Genomic DNA, 23116 nt, shown 5'->3' with positions numbered 1-23116 from the left:
GATCGCGCAGATGTTCCATGCTACGGTGATCGCCGCCTGCGACGAGCAATTCGCCACCGGCACCCGGGACCAGTCGCTGGTCCATGGCGTGGTCTATGATGGGGAGGTGATGCAGGTGGACCCTTTCGGCTGGTTCACCATCTCGGACGAGACCCGCGTCCCTGTGGACAGCCGCTTCAACCTGCACTGACCCGCCGGCCGCGCACCCCTTCGCCCACCCGAAAACGCCCCTCCCGAAGCTTCCAACCGATCGCGGTCCAGGGGGCCGTTGCCCCCTGGTGGGGTGAGGTCCGGAGAGGGGCGAAGCCCTTCTCCGGGACATCCCTCACTCCGCCGCCGCCGGCACCCCGTGCCCAACCGAGAAGCGCCGCGCCAGCCCGTCGAAGGCGAGGTACAGCACCGGCGTCACGAACAGCGTCAGTGCCTGGCTGACCACCAGCCCGCCCACCACGGCGAGGCCGAGCGGCTGGCGCAGTTCGGCCGCAGCGCCCCAGCCGGCGGCGATCGGCAATGCACCTGCGCCGGCGGCGAGCGTCGTCATCATGATCGGCCGGAAGCGCAGCAGGCAGGCGTCCCGGACAGCGTCGAAGACGGGCACGCCGGCGCGTTGTCGCGTCAGCGCGACGTCGACGATCATGATGGCGTTCTTCTTGACCAGCCCCACCAGCAGCAGTGTGCCGATCACCGCGATGACCGACAGGTCGAGCCCGAACAGCCGCAGCGTCGCGAAGGCGCCGAGGGCGGCGGCCGGCAGGCCTGACAGGATGGTCAGGGGATGGATCAGGCTTTCGTAGAGCACGCCGAGCACGAGATACATGATGAGCACGGCGGCGATCACCAGCATCCCCTGCCCGGCCAGCGCCTGCTGGAAGATCTGCGCGGTGCCGGTGTAGCCGGTGACGATGGTGGGTGGGATGCCGAGTTCCTGCTCGACCGCCTGGATGGCCGCGACGGCTTGTCCCAGGGCCACGCCGGGCGCGGTGTTGAAGCCGATGGTCACCGCTGGCAGCTGCCCCTGGTGCCCGACCGTCAGCGGCCCCGAGCCGCGATCGAGCCGCGACACGGCGGAGAGCGGCACCAGCCGCCCGGTATTGGACCGCAGGTACAGCTTGGCGAGGCCGGTCTCGTCGCGCTGGTCCTCGGGCAGGGCTTCCAGGATCACCGGATAGGCATTGGCCTGGCCGAAGATGGTCGAGATCTGCCTGCTACCGAAGGCGGAATAGAGCGCCTGGCGCACCTGGTCCTGGCTGACGCCGAGAAGGACGGCGCGATCGCGATCGACCGTCACCTGCACCACCGGGCTGTCGAGCTGCAGGTCGGTGTTGACGTCCTGCAGTTCGGGCACGCCTTGCAGGCGGCGTTCGATGCGCTGGGCCCAGTCATACAGCTCGTCCAGCCGCAGGCCCTGCAGCGTGTAGAGGTACAGCGTGCGCGACTGGCGCGCGCCGAAGCTGATGTTCTGGATCGGGTTGACGAAGACCCGCAGCCCCGGAATGCCGCCGAGTTGCCGGCGGAGCTGCTGCACCACCTGCTCCATCGGCGGGCGTTCGCCGAGCGGCTTCAACTCGACGAACAGCCGCCCCTGGTTGATCGAGGCGGAACCACCAACCGCGCCGATATTCGATACCACCGAAACGACAAAGGGCGAGCGCTGGAGGATCTCCGCCGCGCGGTTCTGCATCTCGGCCATGGCGTCGATCGAGGCGCCACGCGGGCCTTCGGTGCTGATCGTCAGCAGGCCGGTGTCCTCGACCGGAAAGAAGCCCTTGGGAATGGTCACCGCCAGCCAGCCGGCCGCGACCAGCGAGGCGGCGAAGGCGAGCCACACCACCGAACGCCAGCGCAGCGCCATGTCCAGCGCACGCCCATAGGCGTGTTCGACCGCCACGAAGCCCTTCTCGAGGAAGGCATCCAGGCGCGACGGCTTGGGATGCGCCGGCAGGCGGGACGCCATCAGCGGTGTCACCGTCAGCGACACCACGCAGGAGGCGACGACGGCGAGCGAGACGGTCGCCGCGAAGGCGTTGAAGACGCGCCCGACGACGCCGCCCATCAGCAGGATCGGCAGGAAGACGGCGATCAGCGACAGGGTGATGGAGATGACGGTGAAGCCGATCTCCTTCGCCCCGCGGATCGCCGCCTGCATCGGCGCGATGCCGTTTTCCATGTGCCGCACGGCGGCTTCCAGCACGACGATGGCGTCGTCCACCACCAGCCCGACCGCGATGGTCAGTCCAAGCAGGGTGACGTTGTCGATACCGTAGCCGAGTGCGTACATCAGCCCGAAGGTGACACACAGGCTGATCGGTACGGCGACGGTCGGGATCATCGTCGCGCTGATGCGGCGGAGGAACAGGAAGCAGACCAGGACCACAAGGCCGATGGCGATCAGCAGGCTTTCCTGCACGTCGTGCACCGCGGCGCGGATCGAAGCGGAGCGGTCGAGCATGACGCCGATCTCGCCGCCGGGCGGCAAGGCGGCGCGCAGCGCGGGCAATGCCTCGCGCACGCCATCGACGACATCCACGGTATTGGCATCCGGCTGGCGCATCACGGCGAGCACCAGTGCTCGGCGCCCATCACGCCAGGACCCGACGCGCTGGTTCTGCACGCCGTCCTCAACCCGGGCGATGTCCTGCAACCGTACCGGCACATTGGATCGACCACCGACGACGAGCCGCCCGAAGGCCTCGGCATCCTGCGGCTGGTCGTTGGCGCGCAGCGACAGCTGCTGCTGCTGCCCCTGCAACAGTCCGACCGGGGTGTTGGAATTGGCCGCGATCACCGATTGCTGCACCTGGTCGAAACCCAGGCCCATGGCCGCGATGCGGTCGGGGTCGAGCCGCACGCGCACGGAATAGAGCTGCTCGCCGAAGACCTGCACCTGCGCGACGCCCGGCACGCGCGACAAGGCAGGCCCGATGATGGTGCTGGAGATGTCGTTCAGCCGATACAGCGGCACGTCGCCATTGGTCTCGAGCGTCAGCAACAGCACCGGCGCATCGGCCGGGTTCACCTTCCGGTAGGAAGGCGGCGTCGTCATCTCGGTCGGCAGGCGCCGCTGGGCGCGCGTCAGCGCCGCCTGCACGTCCTGCGCGGCGGCGTCGATGTTGCGGTTCAGCACGAATTGCAGGGTGATCTGCGTCGTGTCCTGCCCGTTCACCGAGGAGATCTGGTCGATCCCGGCGATGGTCGAGAATTCGCGTTCCAGTGGCAGGGCGACCGAGGTCGCCATCGTCTCCGGGCTGGCGCCGGGCAGGTTGGCGAAGACGGTGATGACCGGGAAATCGACGCGCGGCACCGCCGCGACCGGCAACCTGAGATAGCCGACCACGCCGGCGATGATCGCCGCGGCGGCCAGCAACCCCGTCATCACGGGGCGGCGGATGCAGAGCTCGGAGATGTTCATCGCGACCCGGCCCTACCGCGGCGCTGCCTGGGACACGCGCTGTGGCGTGCCGGGTTCGGTGCGGCCGCGTTCGACGACCCGCATGCCGTTGGCCACGCGCTGCGCGCCATCGACGATGACGCGGTCGCCGTCGCGCAAATCCCCGCGCAGCACGGCACGGCCGCCATTCACCCGCACCAGTTCCACCGCCTGCCGTCGCGCCTGGCCGTCCTTGAGCAGGAAGACGAAGCGGCCTTCCTGTCCGACCTGCAGGGCCGCGGCGGGAACCGAGAGCGCGTCGGGTTCGATGCGCGGGATTAGCGTGACCCGGACGTACTGGCCGGGCCACAGCCGCAGGTCGGCATTGGCGAAGCGCGCCTTGAGCATGATCGTGCCTGTCTGGGTATCGACCGTGCTGTCCACGAAAACCAGGCGTCCTTCGGTCGGCGGCTCGTTCGAATCGCCCGGCACGACGCGCACCAGCGGACCTTCACCGCCCGCGGCCATGGCGGCGCGGATCTCGCCGAGCCAACGCTCGGGCACCGAGAATTGCACCAGGATTGGATCGACCCGCGTGATGGTCGCCATGCCCGCGCTTTCGGCCTGGCGGACGAAATTGCCGGGACGCAGCGGCAGCGCGCCGAGCCGGCCGGACATTTCGGCGCGGACCGAGGCGAATTCGATGGCAAGGCGGGTCTGGCTGATCAGCGCCTCATCCGCGCGGACCACCGCCTGGGCGGAGGCCGCATCGGCCTGGGCCTGCTCGAAGCGCTGCTGGGCGGTGTAGCCTTCCCCGCGCAGGGATTGGTACCGCACGAGATCGGATTGGGTGCGAGTGAGCAGGGCGCGGTCGCGGGCAAGCTGTGCCTCCTGCTGCGCCAGGATCGCCTGGTTCAGCCGGGAATCGAGGATGAACAGCGGGTCGCCCTGGTTGACGGTCTGGCCTTCCTCGACCAGCACACGTTCGATCTGGCCATCGACGCGGGGACGGACGGTGACCACCGCTTCGGGCACCACCAGGCCGTTCGAGGTGATCTCGATCGGCAAGGGACCGCGGATCGCCGGTTCGGTGGTGACGGCAACTGCCAAGGGTCCGGCGGGGCGGGCCTGCTGCGGCGCGGCCGCGGCCATGGGCGCGCGCTGCTGGTACCAGTACCAGCCGCCCACGCCGCCCGCCGCGACCACCACAAGAAGAAATAGTCGCCCCGATCGCGTCATCGCATGTCCCCAGCCGGCCACCGTCCATTGGCGCACTGCAACATGCGACGAACAAGGGGCCGAATACCGATCATTCTCTCAGAATTGTGTCGAAACCCTCCAATTTGTATCGGCGCGCTGTTCGCATGACCGAAACGTCATGCAATGCAACCCTGGCGTACATTCCGTGCTGCTTCCTCCACGCTCCACCTTGCCGGGATGGCGGCAGCCATGCCACGGCGGGGGATTGAGCGCGTGGCCCACCCGCGCCACGCTGCGCCCGACATGCACATTGACATCCCCCCGCCCGGCGAGGCCCGGACCATCATCCCGGGCCTGCGCTGGATGCGCTTCCCCCTGCCCTTCCCGCCCAGCAACGTTAATGTCTGGCTGCTGGAGGACGGCGAGGGGTGGCTCGCCATCGATGCCGGCATCAACAATGACGACACCCGCGGCCACTGGCGCACCGCCATCGCCGGAGAGGCCTTCGGCAACCGGCCGCTGACCGGCTTGCTGATCACCCATTTCCATCCTGACCATGCCGGGCTGATGGGCTGGCTGGCGGCGGAACACCGCCTGACGCCCATGATGACGCGGATCGAGTGGCTGCAGGCGCGGTCGCTATGGTTCGACACCGGTGCCGAGATGATCGAGCACCAGGTCGAATTCGCCCGCATCTCCGGCGCGCCGGCCGAATACGGCGCCTTCCAGCGTGCGCGCGGGCCGCTGTACCAGGTGTCGGTGGCCCCGCTGCCGCGTGCCTTCCGCGCCATCGCCGATGGCGACACCCTGGTGATCGGCGGGCGGGAATGGCGGGTGATGACGGGCCAGGGCCATGCGCCCGACATGGCCTGCCTGTTCTGCGCCGAGGCCAAGGTGCTCATCGCCGCCGACCAGATCCTGCCGCGCATCACGCCCTATATCGGACTGCATGCGGGGGAACCGATGGCCGATCCGCTGGGGGCCTTCCTCGCCACGCTGGAACGCTTCCGCGTGCTGCCGGACGACACGCTGGTGCTGCCGTCCCATGGCGAACCCTTCACCCTGCTGCACAGGCGGCTCGACGCGCTGGCGGCACATCACGCCGATCGGCTCGGCGCGCTGGAGGAGGCCTGCCGGGAACCGCAGACGACACATGCCTTGCTGCCGGCGTTGTTCCGTCGGCCGCTCGACAACCGCAGCCTCGGCTTCGGGCTGGGGGAGACGCTCGCACATCTGCGCCGCCTGGAAGCGATGGGCCGCGTCGAAAGACTGCCCGACGCCGACGGCGTGATTTCCTGGGCAAGGATCTGACCATGGCACGTCCGGCACGCCGCATCCCGACGCCGCGCGCGATGATCGTCGCCCCGCAGCCCGAGGCGGTGGAGGCGGGTGCCGCCGTGCTCGCCGCCGGCGGCAACGCGATCGACGCGACGCTCGCCTGCGCCTTCACCCAGGGCGTGGTCGATCCGATGATGTGCGGCATCGGTGGCCTCGGCGTGCTGACCATCCACGACCCGAAGACCGGCACGCAGGTCGTCTTCGACGGCCTGTCCCCCTGCCCGGCCGGCGCGCATGCGCAGATGTGGTCCAACCTGTTCGAGCGTGAATGCTCTGACGGCTATGGCTTCGTGCTGCGCGGCGCGGTGAATGAGATGGGGCGCACGGCGGTGACCGTCCCATCCATCCTGCGGACTTTCGCCGATGCGCATGCGGCATTCGGCAGGATGCCCTGGGCCAGCCTGTTCGACGGCGCGATCGGCTGCGCGCGCGATGGCTGGATGGTGCGCCCGCATGTCCACACCATGATGGCGATGGATGAGACCGCCTATGGCCGCGTCAACACCGCCGAGAAGCTGAAGCTGACCAAGGATGGCGCACGGCTGTACCTGCGCGCGGACGGCACGCCGAAGCGGCCGGGCGATCGCGTGGTGAATGCGGAACTGGCCGAGACGCTGGGCACGATCGCGCGCGACGGCGCGGATGCCTTCTACACCGGCGAGATTGCCCGCCGTATCGCCGCAGATATGGCAGCCCATGGCGGGTTGATCACCGAAGACGACCTCGCTGCTGTGCGGTCGCGTCGCGCCGCGCCGCTGCGCGTGCCCTATCGCGGCCGTATGCTTATCCTGCCACCGCCGCCCGCCGGCGGTATCTTCGTGGGCGAGGTGCTACGTATCCTCGAACATTTCGACCTGCCGTCGATGGGTCACAACAGCGCGGCGATGATCGCCGTGCTGGCCGAGGCGATGAAGATCGCCGGCATCGACAAGGACACCCATGTCGGCGATCCGGACTTCGTCCCGGTGCCGCTCGACATGCTGCTCGGCGATACGCACACCGCCGACGCCGCCGAACGCATCCGTCGTGGGGAACGCGCGGACCTGACGCGCGTCGGTGCGGAATCGAAGGGCACGACCACCATCTCCTGCGTCGATGCCGATGGGCTGGTGGTGTCGGTCACGCATACGCTCGGCGTGCCGTCTGGCGTGGTGGTGCCGGGCATGGGCTTCATGCTGAACGGCGCGATGAACTGGTACGATCCACGCCCCGGGCGGCCGACTTCCTACGCACCAGGCAAGCGGCGGTATTCATCCATGTCGCCGCTGATCGTGATGGAGGGTACGACACCTGTTGCGACGCTGGGCGCACCGGGCGGCGCTTGGATTGGCGTGGCGCTGGCGCAGGTGCTGGTGAACCTGCTGGATTTCGGCATGGGTATCCAGGAGGCCGTGCTGGCACCGCGCGTGAGCGCGACGAGTGCCACGCTCGACCTGTCGCTGCGCATCCCGCGCGCGACGGAAGCGGCGCTGGCGGCCGATGGCTATCGCGTGAAGCGCGTGCCGACGACCTATGCCTTCGCCGGCGTGCACGGCATCGCCTTCTGGGATGGCGCGCTGGAAGGCGCGGCCGATCCGCAGCGCGACGGCTATCCGGCGGGGATCGCCTGATGGATTTGGCGGCGTTCTGCCGGGCGATCCCGAAGGTGGAACTGCATGTCCACCTGCTGGGCGCCATCCGACTTGACACGCTGGCCGAGATGGCGGGGCGCCAGGGTGCAGGCTTCTCGGCCGAGGAGGTCGCCGAGTTGGCGCGGCGCGATGCCAAGCCCAAGGGCGTCCTGCACATCCTGCGCGCGCTGGAACAGCGCATCCTGCGCGGGCCGGAGGATCTGCACCGCATCGCCTATGAATACCTGGAAGACGCCGCATCGCAGGGCGTCCGCCATGCCGAGATCTTCTGGAATCCGACCGGCACGGCACGCGATTCCGGCATTCCCTATGCGGCCGGCGCGGATGCCATTCTCGCCGCCTTCGACGACGCCAAACACGACCACGGCATCGCCGCGCTGCTGATCCCATCCATCGACCGCGAGGCGACACCCGAGGAAGCCGCCGAGATGGTCGGCTGGATGGAAGCGCATCGGCGCGATCGCATCATCGGGCTCGGCATCGACTATCGCGAGAATGACGGACCGCCCGAGGCCTTCTGGAAGGCCTACCGCGCGGCAAAGCAGGCCGGCTTCCGCCTGACCGCCCATGCCGGCGAATTCGGCTGCCATTGGCGCAACATCGAAACCGCCATCGACCTGCTGGAGGTCGAGCGCATCGACCACGGCTACACCGTGCTGGACAATCCGGCGCTTGCGCGGCGCTGCGCCGATCGCGGCATCGTCTTCACGGTGGTGCCGACCAATTCCTACTATCTGCGGACGCTCGATCCGGATCGCTGGGCGCTCGACCATCCGATCCGCCGCATGCCGGCCGCGGGGCTGCTGATCCATCCGAACACCGACGACCCGCCGCTGCATCGCGTCGATCCGCAACGCTGCTGGTCCATGATGGTGGAGGATTTCGGCTTCGACCTCGATGACCTCCGTGGCTTCATGCTGAACGGCATCCTCGGCGCCTTCATCCCCGATGCCGAGAAGCGCGGGCTCGCCCAGACCTTCGTGGCCGAATACGACGCGCTGCGCGCGGCGATGCACAGCGCCGGCTGACATCACGCTGGCGTGCGGCGGACCGCGCATTGCTTCGGACCGCTGTTTCAATGACCCTGTCGCGCATCGGCGGGACGGCGATCAACGCCACGGCCCCGCGCGTGCCGGAGGATGTTCCAAGAATGCGCCAAAGCCCCATTGCGATCGCCCTGATCGCGGTCACCAGCCTGTCCGGCGCGGCGCAGGCGCAGTCACCGCAATTCCCGGCCTGCCCGCCGACGATCGAGGTGGCCCAGCAATTCACCGGTGCCGCCCCCGAGGGCTGGCAGGTCGTACCGAGGCCGACCGATCGCCGCGTCGCCGATATCCGCTTCCAGAACGGCCCGTCGCCGACCGAACCCTTCATCGCATCCACCTCCGGCAGCGGCCCGGGACCGAGTTGGAGCCTGCACTACGAATTCCCTGCCTCGCTCGCCGCGGTGCACATGGTCTGCATCTACGCCAACACCGCCTTCAGCCTGGTGCGCGAGGTGCGCGGCCCGCTGCCACCGCGTGCCAGCGTGACCTACGACCATGTCCGCTTCACGGTGACCCTGTCCTACCCATGACGTAATCCGACAGGTGGCAGGGTCGTCGGCCCTTACGGCGACGGCCCTGGCCGCCTATGACGGGGCCAACCAGAAGCCCCGATGGATACCGCCGCATGAACGCTTCCGAGACGATCGCCGCCATCCGCGCCGATGCCCGCTTCGCCAAGGCCGCCGAGACGCTGGCCGCAGACCACGATCGCACGGTCGCCGATGTCGTCACCCTGACCGAGATCCCCTCCCCGCCCTTTGGCGAGGAAAAGCGCGCTGCCGCCTATCTCGACCTGCTGCGTGCCCATGGGCTCGAGGAGGTGGAGCAGGACGAGATCGGCAACGTCATGGGCATCCGCCGCGGCTTCGGCAATGGCGACATGCTGGTGGTCGCCGCGCATCTCGACACCGTCTTTCCCGCCGGCACCGATGTGCGCGTGCGCCGCGAAGGGACGAAGCTGTTTGCCCCGGGGGTGAGCGACGACACCTGGTCGCTGGCGGTGAACCTCGCCTTCATCCGCGCATTGGATGCGGCCGGCATCCGCACGCGCCAGGACCTGCTGTTCGTCGGCGATGTCGGGGAAGAAGGGCTCGGCGACCTGCGCGGCGTGCGGCACCTGTTCGCGACATCGCGCCACCGCCCGCGCATCCGCGCCTTCCTGACGGTGGACAGCCCGGATGTGGACCGCATCGTCTCGGGCGGCGTCGGGTCTCGACGGTATCGCGTGACCTTCCGCGGCCCCGGCGGGCATTCCTATGCCGCCTTCGGCCTGGTCAACCCGATGTATGCGATGGCGGAAGCAGCGCGCGGCCTCGCCGCCGTCGAGGTGCCGAAATCGCCGCCGACAACCCATTGCGTGTCTGTTGTCTCGGGCGGCACCTCGATTAACGCCATCGCCAATGCGGTGACGATCGAGGTCGATCTGCGCTCCGCCTCCGCGCTGGAACTCGACAAGCTGGACCAGCGCTTCCTGAAGATTGTCGATGAGGCGGTGGCGACGGAAAATGCCGCCCGCTCCGTCGCTGCCGGCGTGATCACCGCCGAGATCGCCCGCGTCGGCGATCGCCCGGCTGGTGAGACGCCGGCAGGTTCACCGATCTGCGCCATCGCTGCGGCGGCCGTCGCGGCGGAAGGCTATGCGCCGCGCTTCGAATTCTCCTCGACCGACGCGAATGTGCCGATGAGCCTCGGCATCCCCGCCTTGAAGGTGGGTGCGGGCGGGCGCGGCGGGCGGGCGCATTCGCTGGAAGAATGGCTCGACGTCGCCCCCGAGGAGAGCCTGCGCGGCATGCGCACGACACTCGCCGCCATCCTGGCGCTGGCGGGGATGGAGGGGATCGGCTGATCCCCTCACGGCGCCTTCAGAAGGTGAAGGTCACCGCCAGGAAGGCGCCCTGCATCGTCAGCTTGTTGACCAGGTCGTTGCTGCCCTGGTCGAAGGCCATCGCGCGGTAGCCGAGGACAACCCCGGCCCAGCCGCTCTGGTAGCCGATGCCGCTGAAGGCCTGCCAGGTGATGTTGGAATCGCCCGTGCCAATATCGGCGTAGTACGGCACGAAGAAGCCGGAATCGCCGATCCGGATACGCCCGCGCAGCCCGACGATGCCGTTCCAGATGTTGTCGCTGCCCGACAGGCGGCCGTTGCGCGACATCACGACGCCGTTGCCGCGCGGGCCGGTGATGTCGGTGCTCAGCCCGTAATTGGTCCGCGCATCCAGTGCGAGCAGGCGGAAGCCGGCGATCGCATCCACATTGCCCCAGTCCCCCGAGGCAAGCGTATAGCCGCCGCCCAGCGTCCAGACCGTCGCCTGGAGCGAACTGTCGCCGCTCACATTCACGGTACTGGAGATCGGATTCGACGGCAGCACGGCGGCGTTGACCGCATCCACCCGGCTCGAGCTCGATCCGAGATCGACATACATCAGGTCAGTGATGATGGAAAAACGGCCGTAATGCGCCTCGGCCGCGATCATCGCGGCGAAGTTCAGGTCGCTCAGGTAGTTGTCGGCATCCGCCTTGACCGACGCCTGCGCGTCGCGGCCAGTCGGCAGCGCGTAGTTGAGCGTGGTGTTGAACGTCGGCGCCCAGGCGTAGACGCCGATCTGGAAGCTCCAGCCAGAGGCCTCGCCGGCGCCCTGTGCCCTGGCGGCCGGGCCGATCAACAATGCCGCAACAAAGGCCGCGGGAAGCAGGCGTGATAGGCGCATGTTGGCGTGGCCTCCTGACGCATCGGGTAATCGACGGGCATCGGCATGGGGATGCCAGCCGGGACTCCTGGAAATGGCCGAAACAATCCTTCGCCTCGGCCGCCAATGCCAGATGTAATCGATAGCCGTTTCCCGCATTCGTGAGGCCGGCATCGACCGACGCGCCATCAGCCCGCCGGCTTCGGCTGCGCGGCGAGGACGGCGTCGAAGCGATCCATGCGGTCGATGCCGCCGACCAGTTCGGCGAAACCGTCGCGGCGCAGCAGGTCGCGCACATCGCCATGCGGTCCCGCAACGGCCAGCCGGATACCCTTGGCCGCCAAGGTCGCATGCAGCTTGCGCAGCATGCCGACCGCGGCGAGATCAAGCGACGGCGCGGCCGAGAGGTCGCAAACGACGAGATGCACCGAGCCCGGCGGCATGTCCGCGAGTCGCCCGAGCACGGCGGCAAGCACGTTGTCGACGTTCACGTACATCAGCGCCCCGTCCGGGCGGAATGCCAGCACGCCCGGGATCGGTTCGTTGTCCGGATGGCGCGTGCTGTCGCTGTACAGGGCAGTGCCAGGTATGCGCCCGAGGAAAGCGACATGCGGCCGGCTGGCGCGCAACAGCATGATCAGCACGGATACCAGCGCCGCCAACAGGATCCCCTGCAGGATGCCGAGCAGCAGCACGCCCGCCAGCGCCACCGCGGCGGCCGCGAAATCGGATCGGCTGACACGCCAGAGGCGACGCAGCTGGGGAATGTCGATCAGGCCTGCCACGGCCGTCAGCACCACCGCGGCGAGCGTCGCCTTGGGCAGGTCGGCCAGCAGCCCGGTCAGGAACAGCAGGCACAGCGCCAGCGTCGCCGATGCAAAGCACAGCGCCAACGGCGTGCGAGACCCGGCCTTCTCGGCGACTGCGGATTGCGACAGGCCGCCGGCGACCGGATAGCCATGGCCGAGCCCGGCCATAAGATTTGCCGCCCCGATGCCGAGGAATTCCTGGCGCGCATCCAACGCGTATCCGTGCTTCTCGGCAAAACCGCGCGCCGCTGACACGCCTTCGATATAGGCCAGCAGCAGGCAGCCGGCGGCGAGCGGAAAGACGCCTTCCACATCCGTGAGCCGGAGCGATGGCAGCCCAAGTTCCGGTAGCCCAGACGGGATCAGCCCGGTCACCGACACGCCCCGTGCCGCGAGCCCCAGCACCCCGGAGGCGACGATCGACAGCAGCACCACGCCAAGGGCGACAGGCCGCCCCGGCAGGACCTTGCCGCCCATGACGAGCAGCAGAAGGGCGACCAGCCCGACGACCAGCGTGACGACTCTCAAGTCGGGCAACTGACCGGCCATCGTCACGATCCGCTCGATGGTATTCGACCCACCGCCCGCGACCCCGAACAGCGCCGGCAACTGCGTGATCGCGATGGTGATGCCGGCGCCCGCCTTGAATCCGACCAGGATGCTGTCGCTGATCAACTTGACCAGCACGCTGAGCCGCAGCGCCCAGGCGAGGATGCACAGGATCGCGACCGCGAAGGCGGCGAGGCTCGCGATCGACGCGTAACGGGCGGCGTCGCCGCCAGCCATCGCACCGACCGAGGCCGCGACCATCAGCGAGATGGCCGATGTCGGTCCGATGGCGAGATGGCGGGACGAGCCCAGCAGCGCATAGCCGAGCCCGCCCAGCATGTAGCCATAGACGCCGACCTGCGGCGGCAAGCCTGCGAGCGTCGCATAGGCGAGCGCGACGGGCACCGCATAGGCGGCCAGCGTAATGCCAGCGACAAGATCAGCCCTCAGCCACGCAGGCTGGTAGCCCGCGACCCAGCCGAAGGGTGGCAGCAGCGCGCGCAGCCGCCCTGTCCGCATGGCACTCGCGGCGCCCGTCCCGGTGGGCCGGCTGCCAGGGGCGGTGGCATCGTCGGTCGGCGCGGGGGCGCCATCGCCAGTCGGGCCACGCGGTGCGCTCATGCCCCGGGGACCTCCTGTCGCGCCGCTGCTTCGCCGTCACCCGGCCGCCGCGTGGGCGCAGGCATCGTGACGGCTTCGGCGGTCAGGTCGCGCTGCAGGAAGTAGTTCAGGAAGGTGCGGATCGCGGCGACGGCGGCGAGCTTGCCGATCTGGTCCCAGTCCGGCGAGATCGCGGTGCCGACGATGTCGGCCGCAAGCTGGAATTCGAGAGCGAGCAGCAGGCTGCGTGCCAGGCCCATGCGCACGTTGCGCGTCCGCATCCCGACCAACGGCCCGACCAGCTGAACCAGCGCAACGATCATCGCCACCAGGATGATGAGGACGCTTACGGCCTCGATGCCGAGCTTCAGCCAGGATGCCGCGACGCTGACCGCGGCTTCGAGACCCTCGGGCAATGGACCCAGATGCATCGCTCAGCCCCGCATCGCGTGCCGCGGCACGCCGAACATGTCAGTGCGCCCGTCTCGGGGCGGGACGGATGCGGCGCTTGTCCAGGCCGCCGGGTCCGTCGCCTTCGGCCGCCGGCGCGACGGCGCGAAGCCGTGTGGCCGCGGCGGCCACACTCGGCGGCGCGGCGTCGTCCTCGACCCGTGGCGCGGCTGCACCCTCGATCGGTGTTGCGGCTGCGCCCTCGATCGGTGTTGCGGCGGCGCCCTCGACCGAAGCCGCGGCGGCGTCCTCGCCGATGAACATGCGCTCGATCGCCGCAAGGCGCCGGGTCACTTCCTCCGGCATCTCGCCCGCCGCAATGATGACGGAGCGCAGCAGAGCGAAGCCCTCGGCGCGCGCACCCGCATCCGCCGGGAGCAGCGCCGGCAGGCTCTCGATGGCACGCGCCTCGTCGATCAGCAGCATGAAGAACTGGTACCGGACAATGCGCTTGAAGTCAGGCAGCGGCAGCGCCTGAACGCCGAAGTGCCGGCGGATGAGGCGGATCACGCCGAAGCTGCGCTCATCGGCCTGATGGGTGGGCAGGCGGATCCACAGCAGGGCACGCAACACGGCTTCGCGCAGCCCGCCCTCGCTCATCGCCGCGCGCAACCGCTCGGTGGCCATGGCCACGAAGTGCCGATGGTCGGGGGAATCGGCCGGCAGCATCCGCGGCGGGGCGCTGGCGGCAGCCACGCCCGTCATCGCCTGGACAATCGGCGCCGCATAGAACTCCTGGAAGAAGCGCTCGGTCAGCGCGTCGCGCTGCCGGCCATAGGCCTGGAGCGTCTGCGTCACGGCGTCCGAGACCTGGCGTTCGGCGACGCGGCCGGGATTGTCGGGCGCCACCGGCGCGCGGCCGGCGCGTGCCAGGTCGGCCGCCCAGCGGACCCAGCCCATCCAGGGATTGCGGTCCGAGAACAGCGTGTAGGACAGCCGCGCCGGATGCAGCTGCGCCGAGGCCATGGTCATCGCCGGCGTGGCCAGCTGGCGGACCGCCGGCTGGGCAAGCTGGCGGTACAGGGCGAGATTCGTCTCCGACAGCCGGCGCATCGCCGCGAAGCGCTTCGCGTCCTCCTCGCTGGTGCCGCCATAGGCGGCGAGGTCGGCCAGTGCGCGCGCCTCGAAGGTGGCAAGCCAGTCGCCATGGGCAGGAGCGTCCACCGGCTGGTCCTTGGCCGGGTGCAGCACCGCCTCGTAGAGTCCGGGCGGCAGCACGTCGATCATGTCCATGTTCGACGCGAATTCGTTGTGCTCCTTCCGTGCCACACCGCCCGAGACGAAGATGCCCAGGTGCCCGATGCTGGCATGGACGGAATAGACGATGGTCTGCCCGTGCGTGCGAAGGTCGTCGAGGCTGCCGTACAGATCGGTGATCCAGGACAGCGCCTGCGCCGGCGGCGTGATGTCGTCGCCTTCCGAGCAGAACACGATGATCGGCGAGGCGATGGCGCGCAGGTCGACGCGCGTGCCATCGGAGAAGGTGAGCTCGCCGGTGGCCAGGCGGTTGCCGATGAACAGCGCATCGACGATAAACTGCATCTCGGCGGCGTTCAGTTCGACATGGCCACCCCACCATGTCTCGAAGCCGAGATAGCGCTCGGCGGCGCTGTCCACATCGGCCCAGACCTCATACTGCTTGGTCCAGTAGGTATTGGCCGGATTTCCAGATTCGAAATTGGTCACCAGCCAGGCGCCATCGAAGATGCCGCCGCCGAGATCGCCGGTCATGGCGGTCATCCACGACCCGCCCAGCAGGCCGCCCAGGTAGCGCATCGGCGCCTTGCCGGGCACGCCTGCCCAGGTGGAAACCGGGCTGCCCGCGACCATCAGCGGGCCGAAGGCGTCGGGACGGATGGCCGCGGCCATCAGCAGCGCCCAGCCGGCCTGGCAATTGCCGATCGCAACCGGCTTGCCGTCGGCATCCCTGTGGCGGCGCCCGACCTCCTCGGTGAAGGCGACGATGGCGCGGACCACATCCTCGATCGTCTGGCCGGGTTCCGGCTTGGGCCGGAAGCCGACGAAATAGCACGGATGGCCGGCGGCCAGGGCGACGCCGATCTCACTGTCGGCCTTGAAGCCGCCGATGCCCGGGCCGTGGCCGGCGCGCGGGTCGATGACGATGAAGGGGCGGTTGAGCGGGTCGGTCGCCGGGGCGCCGGCGGGCGGGGTGACGCGCGCCATCCAGTAATTCACCGGCCGGGGCAGTTGGCGCCCGTCCAACACGACCTCGAAACCAAAGTCGAGGACATTGCGCATGGGGTCGTCCTCGCGTTCGAGGAACGCGTTGCCGCGCTCCCGAAGAACATCGAGGAACATCACCGAACGCTGCCAGGCATCCACGGCATAGGCCGCCCAGGGTAGAAGGCCGGGATCGGGCGTCATGGGGGTTCTCCTGCGGCGCGTGCGGGTGCCTGGACAGTGAAGCCACCACTAGCAGGGCCAGCGGTCGCCGTGCTTGATTCTGATCATACCAGCAATTTGCCCGGCGACCGCAGGAATGACGCGCCCTGCCCGCCCGGGATGCCGCGCGGCGGGGACACGGCCCGCGCCCGCCACCAATGGCCCGTGGCGGCCCGCCTTGCCCAGGCGGGCCCGCCGGGGTCAGCGCGTCACGCGCACGCGCGCAGTTCGACTCCGCGCTTGCTGCGCTCAGGCGTGAAGGCCACGCCGCCGCGTTCGAAGATCCGCCGCAGCGTGGCGAGGACCGTCGTCGGCGGCATCGCGTGGCCCGCTTCGAAGGTTTCCAGCAGCGCCACCGGTATGCGCGCGACGAAGGCGACTTCCGCCGTGTCGAGATCGAGCAAGGCCCGAGCCTCGCGGCACAGCAGTGGCGTCAGGACAGGTTCCATGGGGCTTGGCTCCCTCGCCTGCGTCGTGTTGCGCCTCAGCCCTTCGAGGCCTTGCGCTTGGCCTTCTTGACGCCGCCCAGCGCGGCGGTCTTCAGCGAGGGGCTGGCCTTGAAGCGCACCGTGGCGCCGGCCTTGATCTGGACCTTCTCGCCGGTCTTGGGGTTCAGGCCGGTCCGCTTGGGCGTCTCGCGCACGGTGAAGGCGCCGAAATCGGGAATGGTGAAACGCCCGCTCTGCACGATCTCGGTCTTGATGGCCTCGATGATGTCGCCGGCCAGCTTGGCCGATGCGACGCCGGACAGTTCGGTGGCGCCGGCGATGACGTCTGTCAGGAACTTCTTTGACACGGACAGGATCTCCACATTGCAGAGATCACCGCATAGCGGAGCGCGCGAAACTTGTCAGCGCCCGTAAGCGGATTCGGACATGCGCGGGAAGCGCCGCTACAGCGCGTCACGCGCCTGCGCCACCGCGTCGCGGGTCGCGACCAGCGCCGCCAGGGTGATCGCGGCCTGTTTCACCGCACCGGCTTCGTCAGGATCGACATAGGAGACCTGCTCCTCGGCATCGACCACCCCGGCGGCGAGCTGTTCGCGCAATTCATCGAGTCGGGTCCCGACCTCGGCGGTGTCGGCATCCGCCATCGCGAGCCATTCGGCCACGATGACGTCGACCTCGCGCGCCATGCGCCCGGGCTGGACGCCGCGGGCGGCCATGGCCTGCAGGCGCAGCAGCGCCGCATCGAGTGGACGCATCGGCGCCCGCCGCCCGCCTGCCATGGTCGTGATCCTCATTCATGCGTTTAACGCACATGTTCTGATATTGTTCCATTCGCCGCAATGGCATGGCCTTGCCATGCCGCGTGGCGATCACCCGATCAGGTCGAGGATGATCCGGCGCAACTCGGCCTGGGACAGGCCGGTGGGCTTCGGCGCGGACGCCGCATCATGGGCGGGGTCCTGTGGATTGACGGGGGTCTGATACCCGCGCGGGGCATCGTGATTGAGCAGAGTGTGCATGTGCATTGCCAGCGGGGCGCGTCCATCGGGACGGTCCGCCAGTATCCTTGAAGTCTGGGCGTGTGGTGGAAGGTTGTGCGATCGGGACCGGAGCCGCGCCGGGTGGCGCATGGCCCGTTTGTCGATCAGGCGCTCAGCGGGCCCCGCAGGGCCCGGGCGCGAGACGGGCGGGCACCGAGGCGCCCACCCGTTGCAGGCGATCGTTCAGGCGAGCTTCAGGTTGCAGGCCGACATCTTGCCCTGCTGGCCGCGCTGCACGTCGTAGGAGATCTTGTCCCCTTCGCGCAGCGCGGAGATGCCGGCGCGCTCGACGTCGGAGATGTGGACGAACACGTCATTGGTGCCGTCTTCCGGCTGGATGAAGCCAAAGCCCTTGGTCGCGTTGAACCACTTGATGGTGCCATTGGACATGGAAGTATTCCGATCAAACAAAATGTGCCGCCACGCGAAACCGCATGGCGGATCAAACTGATGCAGGGAGCGGGCAGCGGGCTCGGTGCTCGATCACGAGCTTGGAGAGCAGGCCGAACCAAACAAGGCTGACGAGGCATAAGTGGGCGCCTGGGTGGCGATTGCAAGGGGTCGGGACCGACCGCCCATGTCATGGACCGCTGGAGCCTGTGCCGACCTCGAACGCCGGCGCCGCCATACGGCGACCTGAATTGCGCGCCATGCGATGTCGCATTGGCGACTTGACGGTCCGGCGGAGTCGCGTTGTGCGGTCCCGAATCTCGGTAGGGCCGCTGGTTCAAGGTCACCGCAATCTCATCTGCCACCATTGACGGAATGTCCTTTCGTCAGGTCACCTCTCCTGACCTTCCCGCCTCGATGGAGTTCGACATGTCGCACCGGCCCTTGCGCGCACTCCTCGCCTTGCTGCTGCTCGGATCGTTCTGGCTGCCGCCGTCGTCGGCACCGCGCGCCCAGACCCTGACCGCCGTGCTGGAGGCGGAGATCGTCACCCTCGATCCGCATTTCACACCGGCCTATATCACCCGCACCTTCGGCTACATGGTGTTCGACACGCTGTTCGCCATGGACGGCCAGGGGCGGGTGCAGCCGCAGATGGTCCAGGACTGGACCACCTCTCCTGACGGGCTGACCTGGACCTTCACCCTGCGCGAGGGACTGACCTGGCATGACGGCACGCCGGTCACGGCCGCGGATTGCGTGGCGTCCATCCGGCGCTGGGGCGGCCGCAGCGCGATCGGCAGCCGACTGCTCGCCGCGACCGCGACCATCGAGGCGACCGGCCCGCGCAGCTTCACCCTGACGCTGAAGCAGCCCTATGGGCTGGTGCTCGATACGCTCGGTACAACCTCCTCCCCCGCCCCCTTCATGATGCCGGAACGCCTCGCCCGTACCCCGGGCACCGAGCGCATCACCGAGATCATCGGCTCCGGCCCCTTCACCTACAGCCGTGCCGACCATCGTACCGGCGACCGCATGCTGCTGCGGCGCAACGCCGCCTACGTGCCGCGCAGCGAACCGTCCGACCATCTGGCCGGCGGCAAGGTCGCGCGCATCGAAGCGCTCGACATCCGCGTCATCCCCGATGGCGCGACGGCAGTCTCGGCGATGCGCGCCGGCGAGATCGACTACATCCAGTATGCGCCCTTCGACCTGCTCGGCCAGTTGGAGCGTGACCGCCGCGTGCGGTTGCAGAACTTCACCGGGCTGGACCAGTTCACCGGCCATTACCGGCTGAACGCGGCCTCGGGGCCCTTTTCCGACCCGGCGGTCCGGCGCGTGCTGCTGCACCTGGTCGACCAGTCGGAGGTGATGGCGGGCTTCGGCCTGTCCGACCGCTACGCCCGCACCTGCAATGCCTTCTTCATCTGCGGCTCGCCCTATGAATCCGATGCGGGGACGGAACCGATGCGCAGCCCGTCCATCGAGGCGGCGCGCGCGGCGCTGCGGCAGACACGCTATGCCGGCGAGCCGGTCATCGTGCTGGTCGCCAACGATCTGGAGGCGGCGAAGATCTCCTCCGAGATCCTGGCCGACCGGCTGCGCCGCGCGGGCTTCACGGTGGACATGCAGGTGATGGACTGGGCCTCGGTGCTCGCGCGGCGCACGCGCCGCGAGGGCTGGAGCGTCTTCGGCGTGCACGCCCTCGGCGTCGACCTGCACAATCCGCTGACCAATTCGGTGGTCGGCTTCAACTGCACCAGCGCGCTGACCGGCGGATTCCATTGCGTCGAGGAGCTGACGCCGCTGTTCGGCGAGTTCGCCGCCGCACCGACGCTGGAAGCTCGCCAGGCGATCGCGGCGCGGATGCAGCAGATCATCTATCGTGAAGGCATGGGCATCCCCTGGGGCCAGTTCGCGCAACCGGCCGTGCATCGCGTGCAGCTCGAGAACCTGATCCCCTCCGCGATCCCCCTGTTCTGGAATGTCGGGAAGCGTTGAACGCCATGTATGACGTGATCGTGGTGGGGGCCGGTTCCGCCGGCGCCCCGCTTGCCGCACGGCTGTCCGAGGACGGCCATCGCCACGTGCTGCTGCTGGAAGCCGGCCGCGACTGGCGATCCGCCGAGGCGCCGCACGCGCTGCGCAGCGCCAACATCATCCCCTTCATGCACGACCCGAAGCACCAGGCCGAATGGCAGTGGCCCGGACTGATGACGCGCCGGACGGCCGCTCAGGAGCCGAAGTTCTACTGGCGTGGCAAGGCGATGGGCGGGTCGTCCGCCGTCAATGCGCAGATCGCCATCCGCGGCGTTCCGGCCGCCTTCGACGCCTGGGCCGAGGCCGGCTGCGAAGGCTGGGCCGCCAGCGACGTGCTGCCGCTGTTCGATGCCATCGAGGATGACGCCGATACCGGGGTGGCGCCGGGCATCCGCCAGGGCGGCCCCCTGCCCGTCTTCCGCATGCCCACCGACCAGTGGGGCGCGGTCGATCTGGCGCTACGCGATGCGGGCCTGGCCGCCGGCTATCGCTGGAAGCCCGATCTCAATGCGCCCGAAGGCGAGGGCATTTCCTGCAACCCCATCAACCTGCGCGACGGGCTGCGGGTGACCACCAATGACGGCTACCTGGAACCGGCGCGCGGGCGGGCGAACCTGACGATCCGCGGCGGCGCGCTGGTCGATCGCGTGCTGTTCGAGGGCCGTCGCGCGCGCGGCGTCCGCGTGCGCTTCGGCGAGGTATGGGAGGACATCGAAGGCCGCGAGATCGTGCTGTGCGCCGGCGCGATCCACAGCCCTTCGATCCTGATGCGGTCGGGCATCGGGCCTGCCGCATCGCTGCGGGCGCTCGGCATCTCGGTGCTGCACGACCAGGCTTCGGTCGGACAGCACCTGATGGATCATCCGATCCTGCGCGCCAGCATCGACCTCAGGCCGGACTTCCGCGCGGCGGGGACGGATGCCCGCCACACCAATTGCTGCCTGACCTACAGCAGCGGCCTGGCCGGCGGCGGTGAGCGCGACATGATCATGATCGCCTACAACCACCGCGGCCTGACGCAGGATGGCGCACCGGCGCCGGGCGGTGCGGTGGGCGTTGCGCTGTACGATGCCTTTTCGCGCGGCGCGTTGCGCCTGACCTCGGCGGACCCGGACGGGCAGCCCGAGGTGGATGAGAACATGCTGGCCGACCCGCGCGACCGGCTGCGGATGCGCGATGGCGTGCGGCGCTTGGCGAAGCTGACGGCGCTCGACCCGCTGTCCGGCATTGCCGAACGGATCACCTTCGGCGAAAGCGGCCTGTCCATGGCGGCTGCGGCGGCGCTCGAAGACGATGCGCTGGACACCATCATGCTGCGCGAGGCGGGCGACATCCAGCACGCTGCCGGCAGTTGCCGCATGACGGCGCACGAGGATCCGCGTGGCGTGGTGGACCCGGATCTGCGGGTGCGCGGCGTGACGGGTCTGCGCGTGGCGGATGCCTCGATCATGCCGACCGATTGCCGCGCCAACCTGCACTTCACCTGCGTCATGATCGGGGAAAACCTGGCGCGCCGCATGCGCGGCTGAAGGTTATTCCGGATGCCGGAATGGTCGATCCTGCAGACGGCCGACATCGCTTCGCCGTGGTAGGAGCCATGCCGAACGCACCGCCAGACGGGCGGTCGGATCGGTGCCTTGCCCCGCGCGATGTCTTCGTGATGGGCTGACGCGCAAGGCGGTCTCCGGCGGTCAGGGCCTGCGGCGCACCACAACGACAATGCCCGGCACGGGCCAATGGTTCAGCAAGAATAGGGAAACGGACATGCAGCCCCATCTTGGCCGTCGCGCCATCCTCGCCACCCTGCCGATCGCCACCCTGCCGGCACAGGCGCAGGAGGTATTCCCGTCGCGCCCGATCAGCATCGTCAATGCCTATGGCGCCGGCGGGCAGACCGATATCGCGACGCGGCTGACCGCCGAGCGGCTGTCTGCGGCGATCGGCCAGCGCGTCGTGGTCGAGAATCGCGTGGGCGGCGCGACCTCGATCGCCTCGACCTATGTGGCGCAGGCGCGGCCGGATGGATACACGCTGCTGGCCGGTACCAGTTCGCTGGCCATCAATCCGACGCTGCAACCCAGGCTCACGCCGCGCGATCCGCAGACGGAACTCGCGCCGGTCGGCATGGTCTATCGCGGTGCCTTCGTCTTCCACGTCTATCCGGGATTGCCGGTGACGACGCTGGCCGAGTTCATCACCTATGCGAAGGCGAACCCGGGCAAGCTCAACTATGGCGGCGTGGTGGGCACCGTCGTGCACTTGGCGACCGAGATGCTGTGCCAGCGCGCCGGCATCGAGATGACCGCCGTGCCGAACCGTGGCGGGGTGGAAGGGCTACTCGACCTCCAGGCCGGGCGCATCCACTGCAATTTCCAGTCACCGGTCGAAGCCATGCCGTCCTTGCAGGAGGGCAAGACCCGCGCACTCGCCATCTCGTCTCGCCAGCGCCTGGCGAATCTGGCGGACGTGCCGACGGTGGCGGAGACCCTGCCGGGCTTCGAGGCCGTGCTGTGGATGGCACTGTTCGCACCCGCCGGCACGCCGGGGCCGGTCATCGACAAGGTCGCCGCGGCGCTGAACGCGGTGACCGAGGACAGGGACTACCACGCGCGCATGGCGCAGATCGGCCTGGCGGCTGAAAGCGGCGGCGCGGCGGATGTGCGCGCGCTACTGGCGTCCGATACGCTCAATTGGCGCAGGGTGATCACCGAGGCGGGCATACCGACGAACTGACGCCGGCGGTCGACAGCCCGGACCGTCGGGGCGTGGGGTTGTGCCGGCGATCCTGGAGCAGGGATCGCGGGTAAGCGTCGTGGTGCGGTGCCGATGGTGATGAGGATATGGCGTCCTGCATGTGACGAAACGGGAAACTGGAGCGAAAGCGCATCGATCTGGTGGGGCTGATACCAGCCGCCGAATGAGTCGACCGCTGGTAGCCGTTTTGCCCGCCCCTCAGACGCCGCGCGCGCAAGATCCCGGTATCCCTTCGGGGACAGCCGCCTACGGCGATTGTGGTGAACCTGTCTTGTGATCCTACGGGCGTTCTTGGCAGGCTGCGGAAACTCGTTTGTTCAGGTCGGTGTGGGTCTGATTCGCTTCTGATGGTGGCGGCGGTCG

20 protein-coding genes are annotated in these 23116 nt (G+C 68.8%); 9 read left to right on the top strand and 11 right to left on the bottom strand.

The genetic code is table 11. The annotated features are described in order from the left end of the window. The first annotated feature begins 10 nt into the window (after positions 1–10). Positions 11–190 carry a hypothetical protein gene (locus AAFN86_RS06430; RefSeq protein WP_347542438.1) on the top strand — a complete coding sequence of 60 codons (180 nt, stop codon included), beginning with the start codon at positions 11–13 and terminating at the stop codon, positions 188–190. Positions 191–325: 135 nt separating this feature from the next. Here the strand turns inward: AAFN86_RS06430 and AAFN86_RS06425 are convergent, their stop codons facing one another. Both AAFN86_RS06425 and AAFN86_RS06420 read right to left on the bottom strand, forming a co-directional pair. Next, positions 326–3409 (bottom strand): efflux RND transporter permease subunit, encoded by a 3084-nt coding sequence (locus AAFN86_RS06425; RefSeq protein WP_347542437.1) that lies wholly within the window; start codon positions 3407–3409, stop codon positions 326–328. A gap of 12 nt (positions 3410–3421) precedes the next feature. Continuing rightward, a complete protein-coding gene (locus AAFN86_RS06420) occupies positions 3422–4606 on the bottom strand; it encodes an efflux RND transporter periplasmic adaptor subunit (protein WP_347542436.1) in 1185 nt (394 codons plus the stop codon). A 264-nt stretch (positions 4607–4870) separates the two neighbouring features. On the opposite strand from AAFN86_RS06420, the gene AAFN86_RS06415 reads away from it, so the two are divergent. The 5 genes from AAFN86_RS06415 (at position 4871) to AAFN86_RS06395 (ending at position 10428) form a co-directional block, all read left to right on the top strand. Further along, positions 4871–5878 (top strand): MBL fold metallo-hydrolase, encoded by a 1008-nt coding sequence (locus tag AAFN86_RS06415; protein ID WP_347542435.1) that lies wholly within the window; start codon positions 4871–4873, stop codon positions 5876–5878. A 2-nt stretch (positions 5879–5880) separates the two neighbouring features. Further along, entirely contained in the window at positions 5881–7515 is a 1635-nt protein-coding gene (locus AAFN86_RS06410) for a gamma-glutamyltransferase (RefSeq protein WP_347542434.1), read from the top strand. Then, positions 7515–8564, top strand: a complete 1050-nt coding sequence (add, locus tag AAFN86_RS06405; RefSeq protein ID WP_347542433.1) for an adenosine deaminase — start codon at positions 7515–7517, stop codon at positions 8562–8564. Before AAFN86_RS06410 ends, add begins: the two co-directional genes overlap by 1 nt. A 122-nt stretch (positions 8565–8686) precedes the next feature. Continuing rightward, positions 8687–9112, top strand: a complete 426-nt coding sequence (locus AAFN86_RS06400) for an STY0301 family protein (protein WP_347542432.1) — start codon at positions 8687–8689, stop codon at positions 9110–9112. Between the two features lie 95 nt (positions 9113–9207). Continuing rightward, positions 9208–10428, top strand: a complete 1221-nt coding sequence (locus AAFN86_RS06395; protein ID WP_347542431.1) for a M20/M25/M40 family metallo-hydrolase — start codon at positions 9208–9210, stop codon at positions 10426–10428. Positions 10429–10444: 16 nt separating this feature from the next. Here the strand turns inward: AAFN86_RS06395 and AAFN86_RS06390 are convergent, their stop codons facing one another. The 9 genes from AAFN86_RS06390 to AAFN86_RS06350 form a co-directional block, all read right to left on the bottom strand. After that, complete coding sequence (locus AAFN86_RS06390) at positions 10445–11458, bottom strand: hypothetical protein (RefSeq protein ID WP_347542429.1); 1014 nt, start codon at positions 11456–11458, stop codon at positions 10445–10447. Further along, a complete protein-coding gene (locus tag AAFN86_RS06385) occupies positions 11458–13248 on the bottom strand; it encodes a SulP family inorganic anion transporter (RefSeq protein WP_347542428.1) in 1791 nt (596 codons plus the stop codon). Before AAFN86_RS06385 ends, AAFN86_RS06390 begins: the two co-directional genes overlap by 1 nt. After that, positions 13245–13658 (bottom strand): DUF1622 domain-containing protein, encoded by a 414-nt coding sequence (locus AAFN86_RS06380; RefSeq protein ID WP_347542427.1) that lies wholly within the window; start codon positions 13656–13658, stop codon positions 13245–13247. Before AAFN86_RS06380 ends, AAFN86_RS06385 begins: the two co-directional genes overlap by 4 nt. Before the next feature lie 40 nt (positions 13659–13698). Then, entirely contained in the window at positions 13699–16062 is a 2364-nt protein-coding gene (locus tag AAFN86_RS06375; protein ID WP_347542426.1) for a DUF3141 domain-containing protein, read from the bottom strand. A gap of 227 nt (positions 16063–16289) precedes the next feature. Then, on the bottom strand, positions 16290–16529 hold the full coding sequence (locus tag AAFN86_RS06370; RefSeq protein ID WP_347542425.1) for a hypothetical protein: 240 nt from the start codon (positions 16527–16529) through the stop codon (positions 16290–16292). Between the two features lie 35 nt (positions 16530–16564). Further along, the gene (locus AAFN86_RS06365; RefSeq protein WP_347542424.1) at positions 16565–16876 is read right to left on the bottom strand and encodes an HU family DNA-binding protein; all 312 of its coding nucleotides are present in this window, start codon (positions 16874–16876) and stop codon (positions 16565–16567) included. 96 nt (positions 16877–16972) lie between these two features. Continuing rightward, a complete protein-coding gene (locus tag AAFN86_RS06360) occupies positions 16973–17323 on the bottom strand; it encodes a hypothetical protein (protein ID WP_347542423.1) in 351 nt (116 codons plus the stop codon). Positions 17324–17398: 75 nt separating this feature from the next. Next, positions 17399–17548, bottom strand: a complete 150-nt coding sequence (locus tag AAFN86_RS06355) for a hypothetical protein (protein WP_347542422.1) — start codon at positions 17546–17548, stop codon at positions 17399–17401. A 204-nt stretch (positions 17549–17752) separates the two neighbouring features. Continuing rightward, entirely contained in the window at positions 17753–17959 is a 207-nt protein-coding gene (locus AAFN86_RS06350; RefSeq protein WP_347542421.1) for a cold-shock protein, read from the bottom strand. Positions 17960–18388: 429 nt separating this feature from the next. Here AAFN86_RS06350 and AAFN86_RS06345 point away from each other — a divergent pair, with 429 nt between their 5' ends. The 3 genes from AAFN86_RS06345 (at position 18389) to AAFN86_RS06335 (ending at position 22732) form a co-directional block, all read left to right on the top strand. After that, complete coding sequence (locus AAFN86_RS06345; RefSeq protein WP_347542420.1) at positions 18389–19960, top strand: ABC transporter substrate-binding protein; 1572 nt, start codon at positions 18389–18391, stop codon at positions 19958–19960. Positions 19961–19965: 5 nt separating this feature from the next. Continuing rightward, a complete protein-coding gene (locus tag AAFN86_RS06340; protein WP_347542419.1) occupies positions 19966–21528 on the top strand; it encodes a GMC family oxidoreductase in 1563 nt (520 codons plus the stop codon). 235 nt (positions 21529–21763) lie between these two features. Continuing rightward, positions 21764–22732, top strand: coding sequence for a tripartite tricarboxylate transporter substrate-binding protein (locus AAFN86_RS06335; RefSeq protein WP_347542418.1), 969 nt, complete (start codon positions 21764–21766; stop codon positions 22730–22732). Positions 22733–23116 lie beyond the last annotated feature (384 nt).

Source organism: Roseomonas sp. CAU 1739 (genome assembly GCF_039839775.1).
Lineage (GTDB): Bacteria > Pseudomonadota > Alphaproteobacteria > Acetobacterales > Acetobacteraceae > Neoroseomonas.
Note: the sequence above shows the minus strand (reverse complement) of the source record. Positions and strands in the feature narration are given on the sequence as shown.

Coding starts and splice junctions, on each gene's coding strand:
- AAFN86_RS06430 (WP_347542438.1), top strand. CDS start 11: ATGTTCCATGCTACGGTGATCGCCGCCTGCGACGAGCAATTCGCCACC.
- AAFN86_RS06425 (WP_347542437.1), bottom strand. CDS start 3,409: ATGAACATCTCCGAGCTCTGCATCCGCCGCCCCGTGATGACGGGGTTG.
- AAFN86_RS06420 (WP_347542436.1), bottom strand. CDS start 4,606: ATGACGCGATCGGGGCGACTATTTCTTCTTGTGGTGGTCGCGGCGGGC.
- AAFN86_RS06415 (WP_347542435.1), top strand. CDS start 4,871: ATGCACATTGACATCCCCCCGCCCGGCGAGGCCCGGACCATCATCCCG.
- AAFN86_RS06410 (WP_347542434.1), top strand. CDS start 5,881: ATGGCACGTCCGGCACGCCGCATCCCGACGCCGCGCGCGATGATCGTC.
- add (WP_347542433.1), top strand. CDS start 7,515: ATGGATTTGGCGGCGTTCTGCCGGGCGATCCCGAAGGTGGAACTGCAT.
- AAFN86_RS06400 (WP_347542432.1), top strand. CDS start 8,687: ATGCGCCAAAGCCCCATTGCGATCGCCCTGATCGCGGTCACCAGCCTG.
- AAFN86_RS06395 (WP_347542431.1), top strand. CDS start 9,208: ATGAACGCTTCCGAGACGATCGCCGCCATCCGCGCCGATGCCCGCTTC.
- AAFN86_RS06390 (WP_347542429.1), bottom strand. CDS start 11,458: ATGGCGCGTCGGTCGATGCCGGCCTCACGAATGCGGGAAACGGCTATC.
- AAFN86_RS06385 (WP_347542428.1), bottom strand. CDS start 13,248: ATGAGCGCACCGCGTGGCCCGACTGGCGATGGCGCCCCCGCGCCGACC.
- AAFN86_RS06380 (WP_347542427.1), bottom strand. CDS start 13,658: ATGCATCTGGGTCCATTGCCCGAGGGTCTCGAAGCCGCGGTCAGCGTC.
- AAFN86_RS06375 (WP_347542426.1), bottom strand. CDS start 16,062: ATGACGCCCGATCCCGGCCTTCTACCCTGGGCGGCCTATGCCGTGGAT.
- AAFN86_RS06370 (WP_347542425.1), bottom strand. CDS start 16,529: ATGGAACCTGTCCTGACGCCACTGCTGTGCCGCGAGGCTCGGGCCTTG.
- AAFN86_RS06360 (WP_347542423.1), bottom strand. CDS start 17,323: ATGAGGATCACGACCATGGCAGGCGGGCGGCGGGCGCCGATGCGTCCA.
- AAFN86_RS06355 (WP_347542422.1), bottom strand. CDS start 17,548: ATGCACACTCTGCTCAATCACGATGCCCCGCGCGGGTATCAGACCCCC.
- AAFN86_RS06350 (WP_347542421.1), bottom strand. CDS start 17,959: ATGTCCAATGGCACCATCAAGTGGTTCAACGCGACCAAGGGCTTTGGC.
- AAFN86_RS06345 (WP_347542420.1), top strand. CDS start 18,389: ATGTCGCACCGGCCCTTGCGCGCACTCCTCGCCTTGCTGCTGCTCGGA.
- AAFN86_RS06340 (WP_347542419.1), top strand. CDS start 19,966: ATGTATGACGTGATCGTGGTGGGGGCCGGTTCCGCCGGCGCCCCGCTT.
- AAFN86_RS06335 (WP_347542418.1), top strand. CDS start 21,764: ATGCAGCCCCATCTTGGCCGTCGCGCCATCCTCGCCACCCTGCCGATC.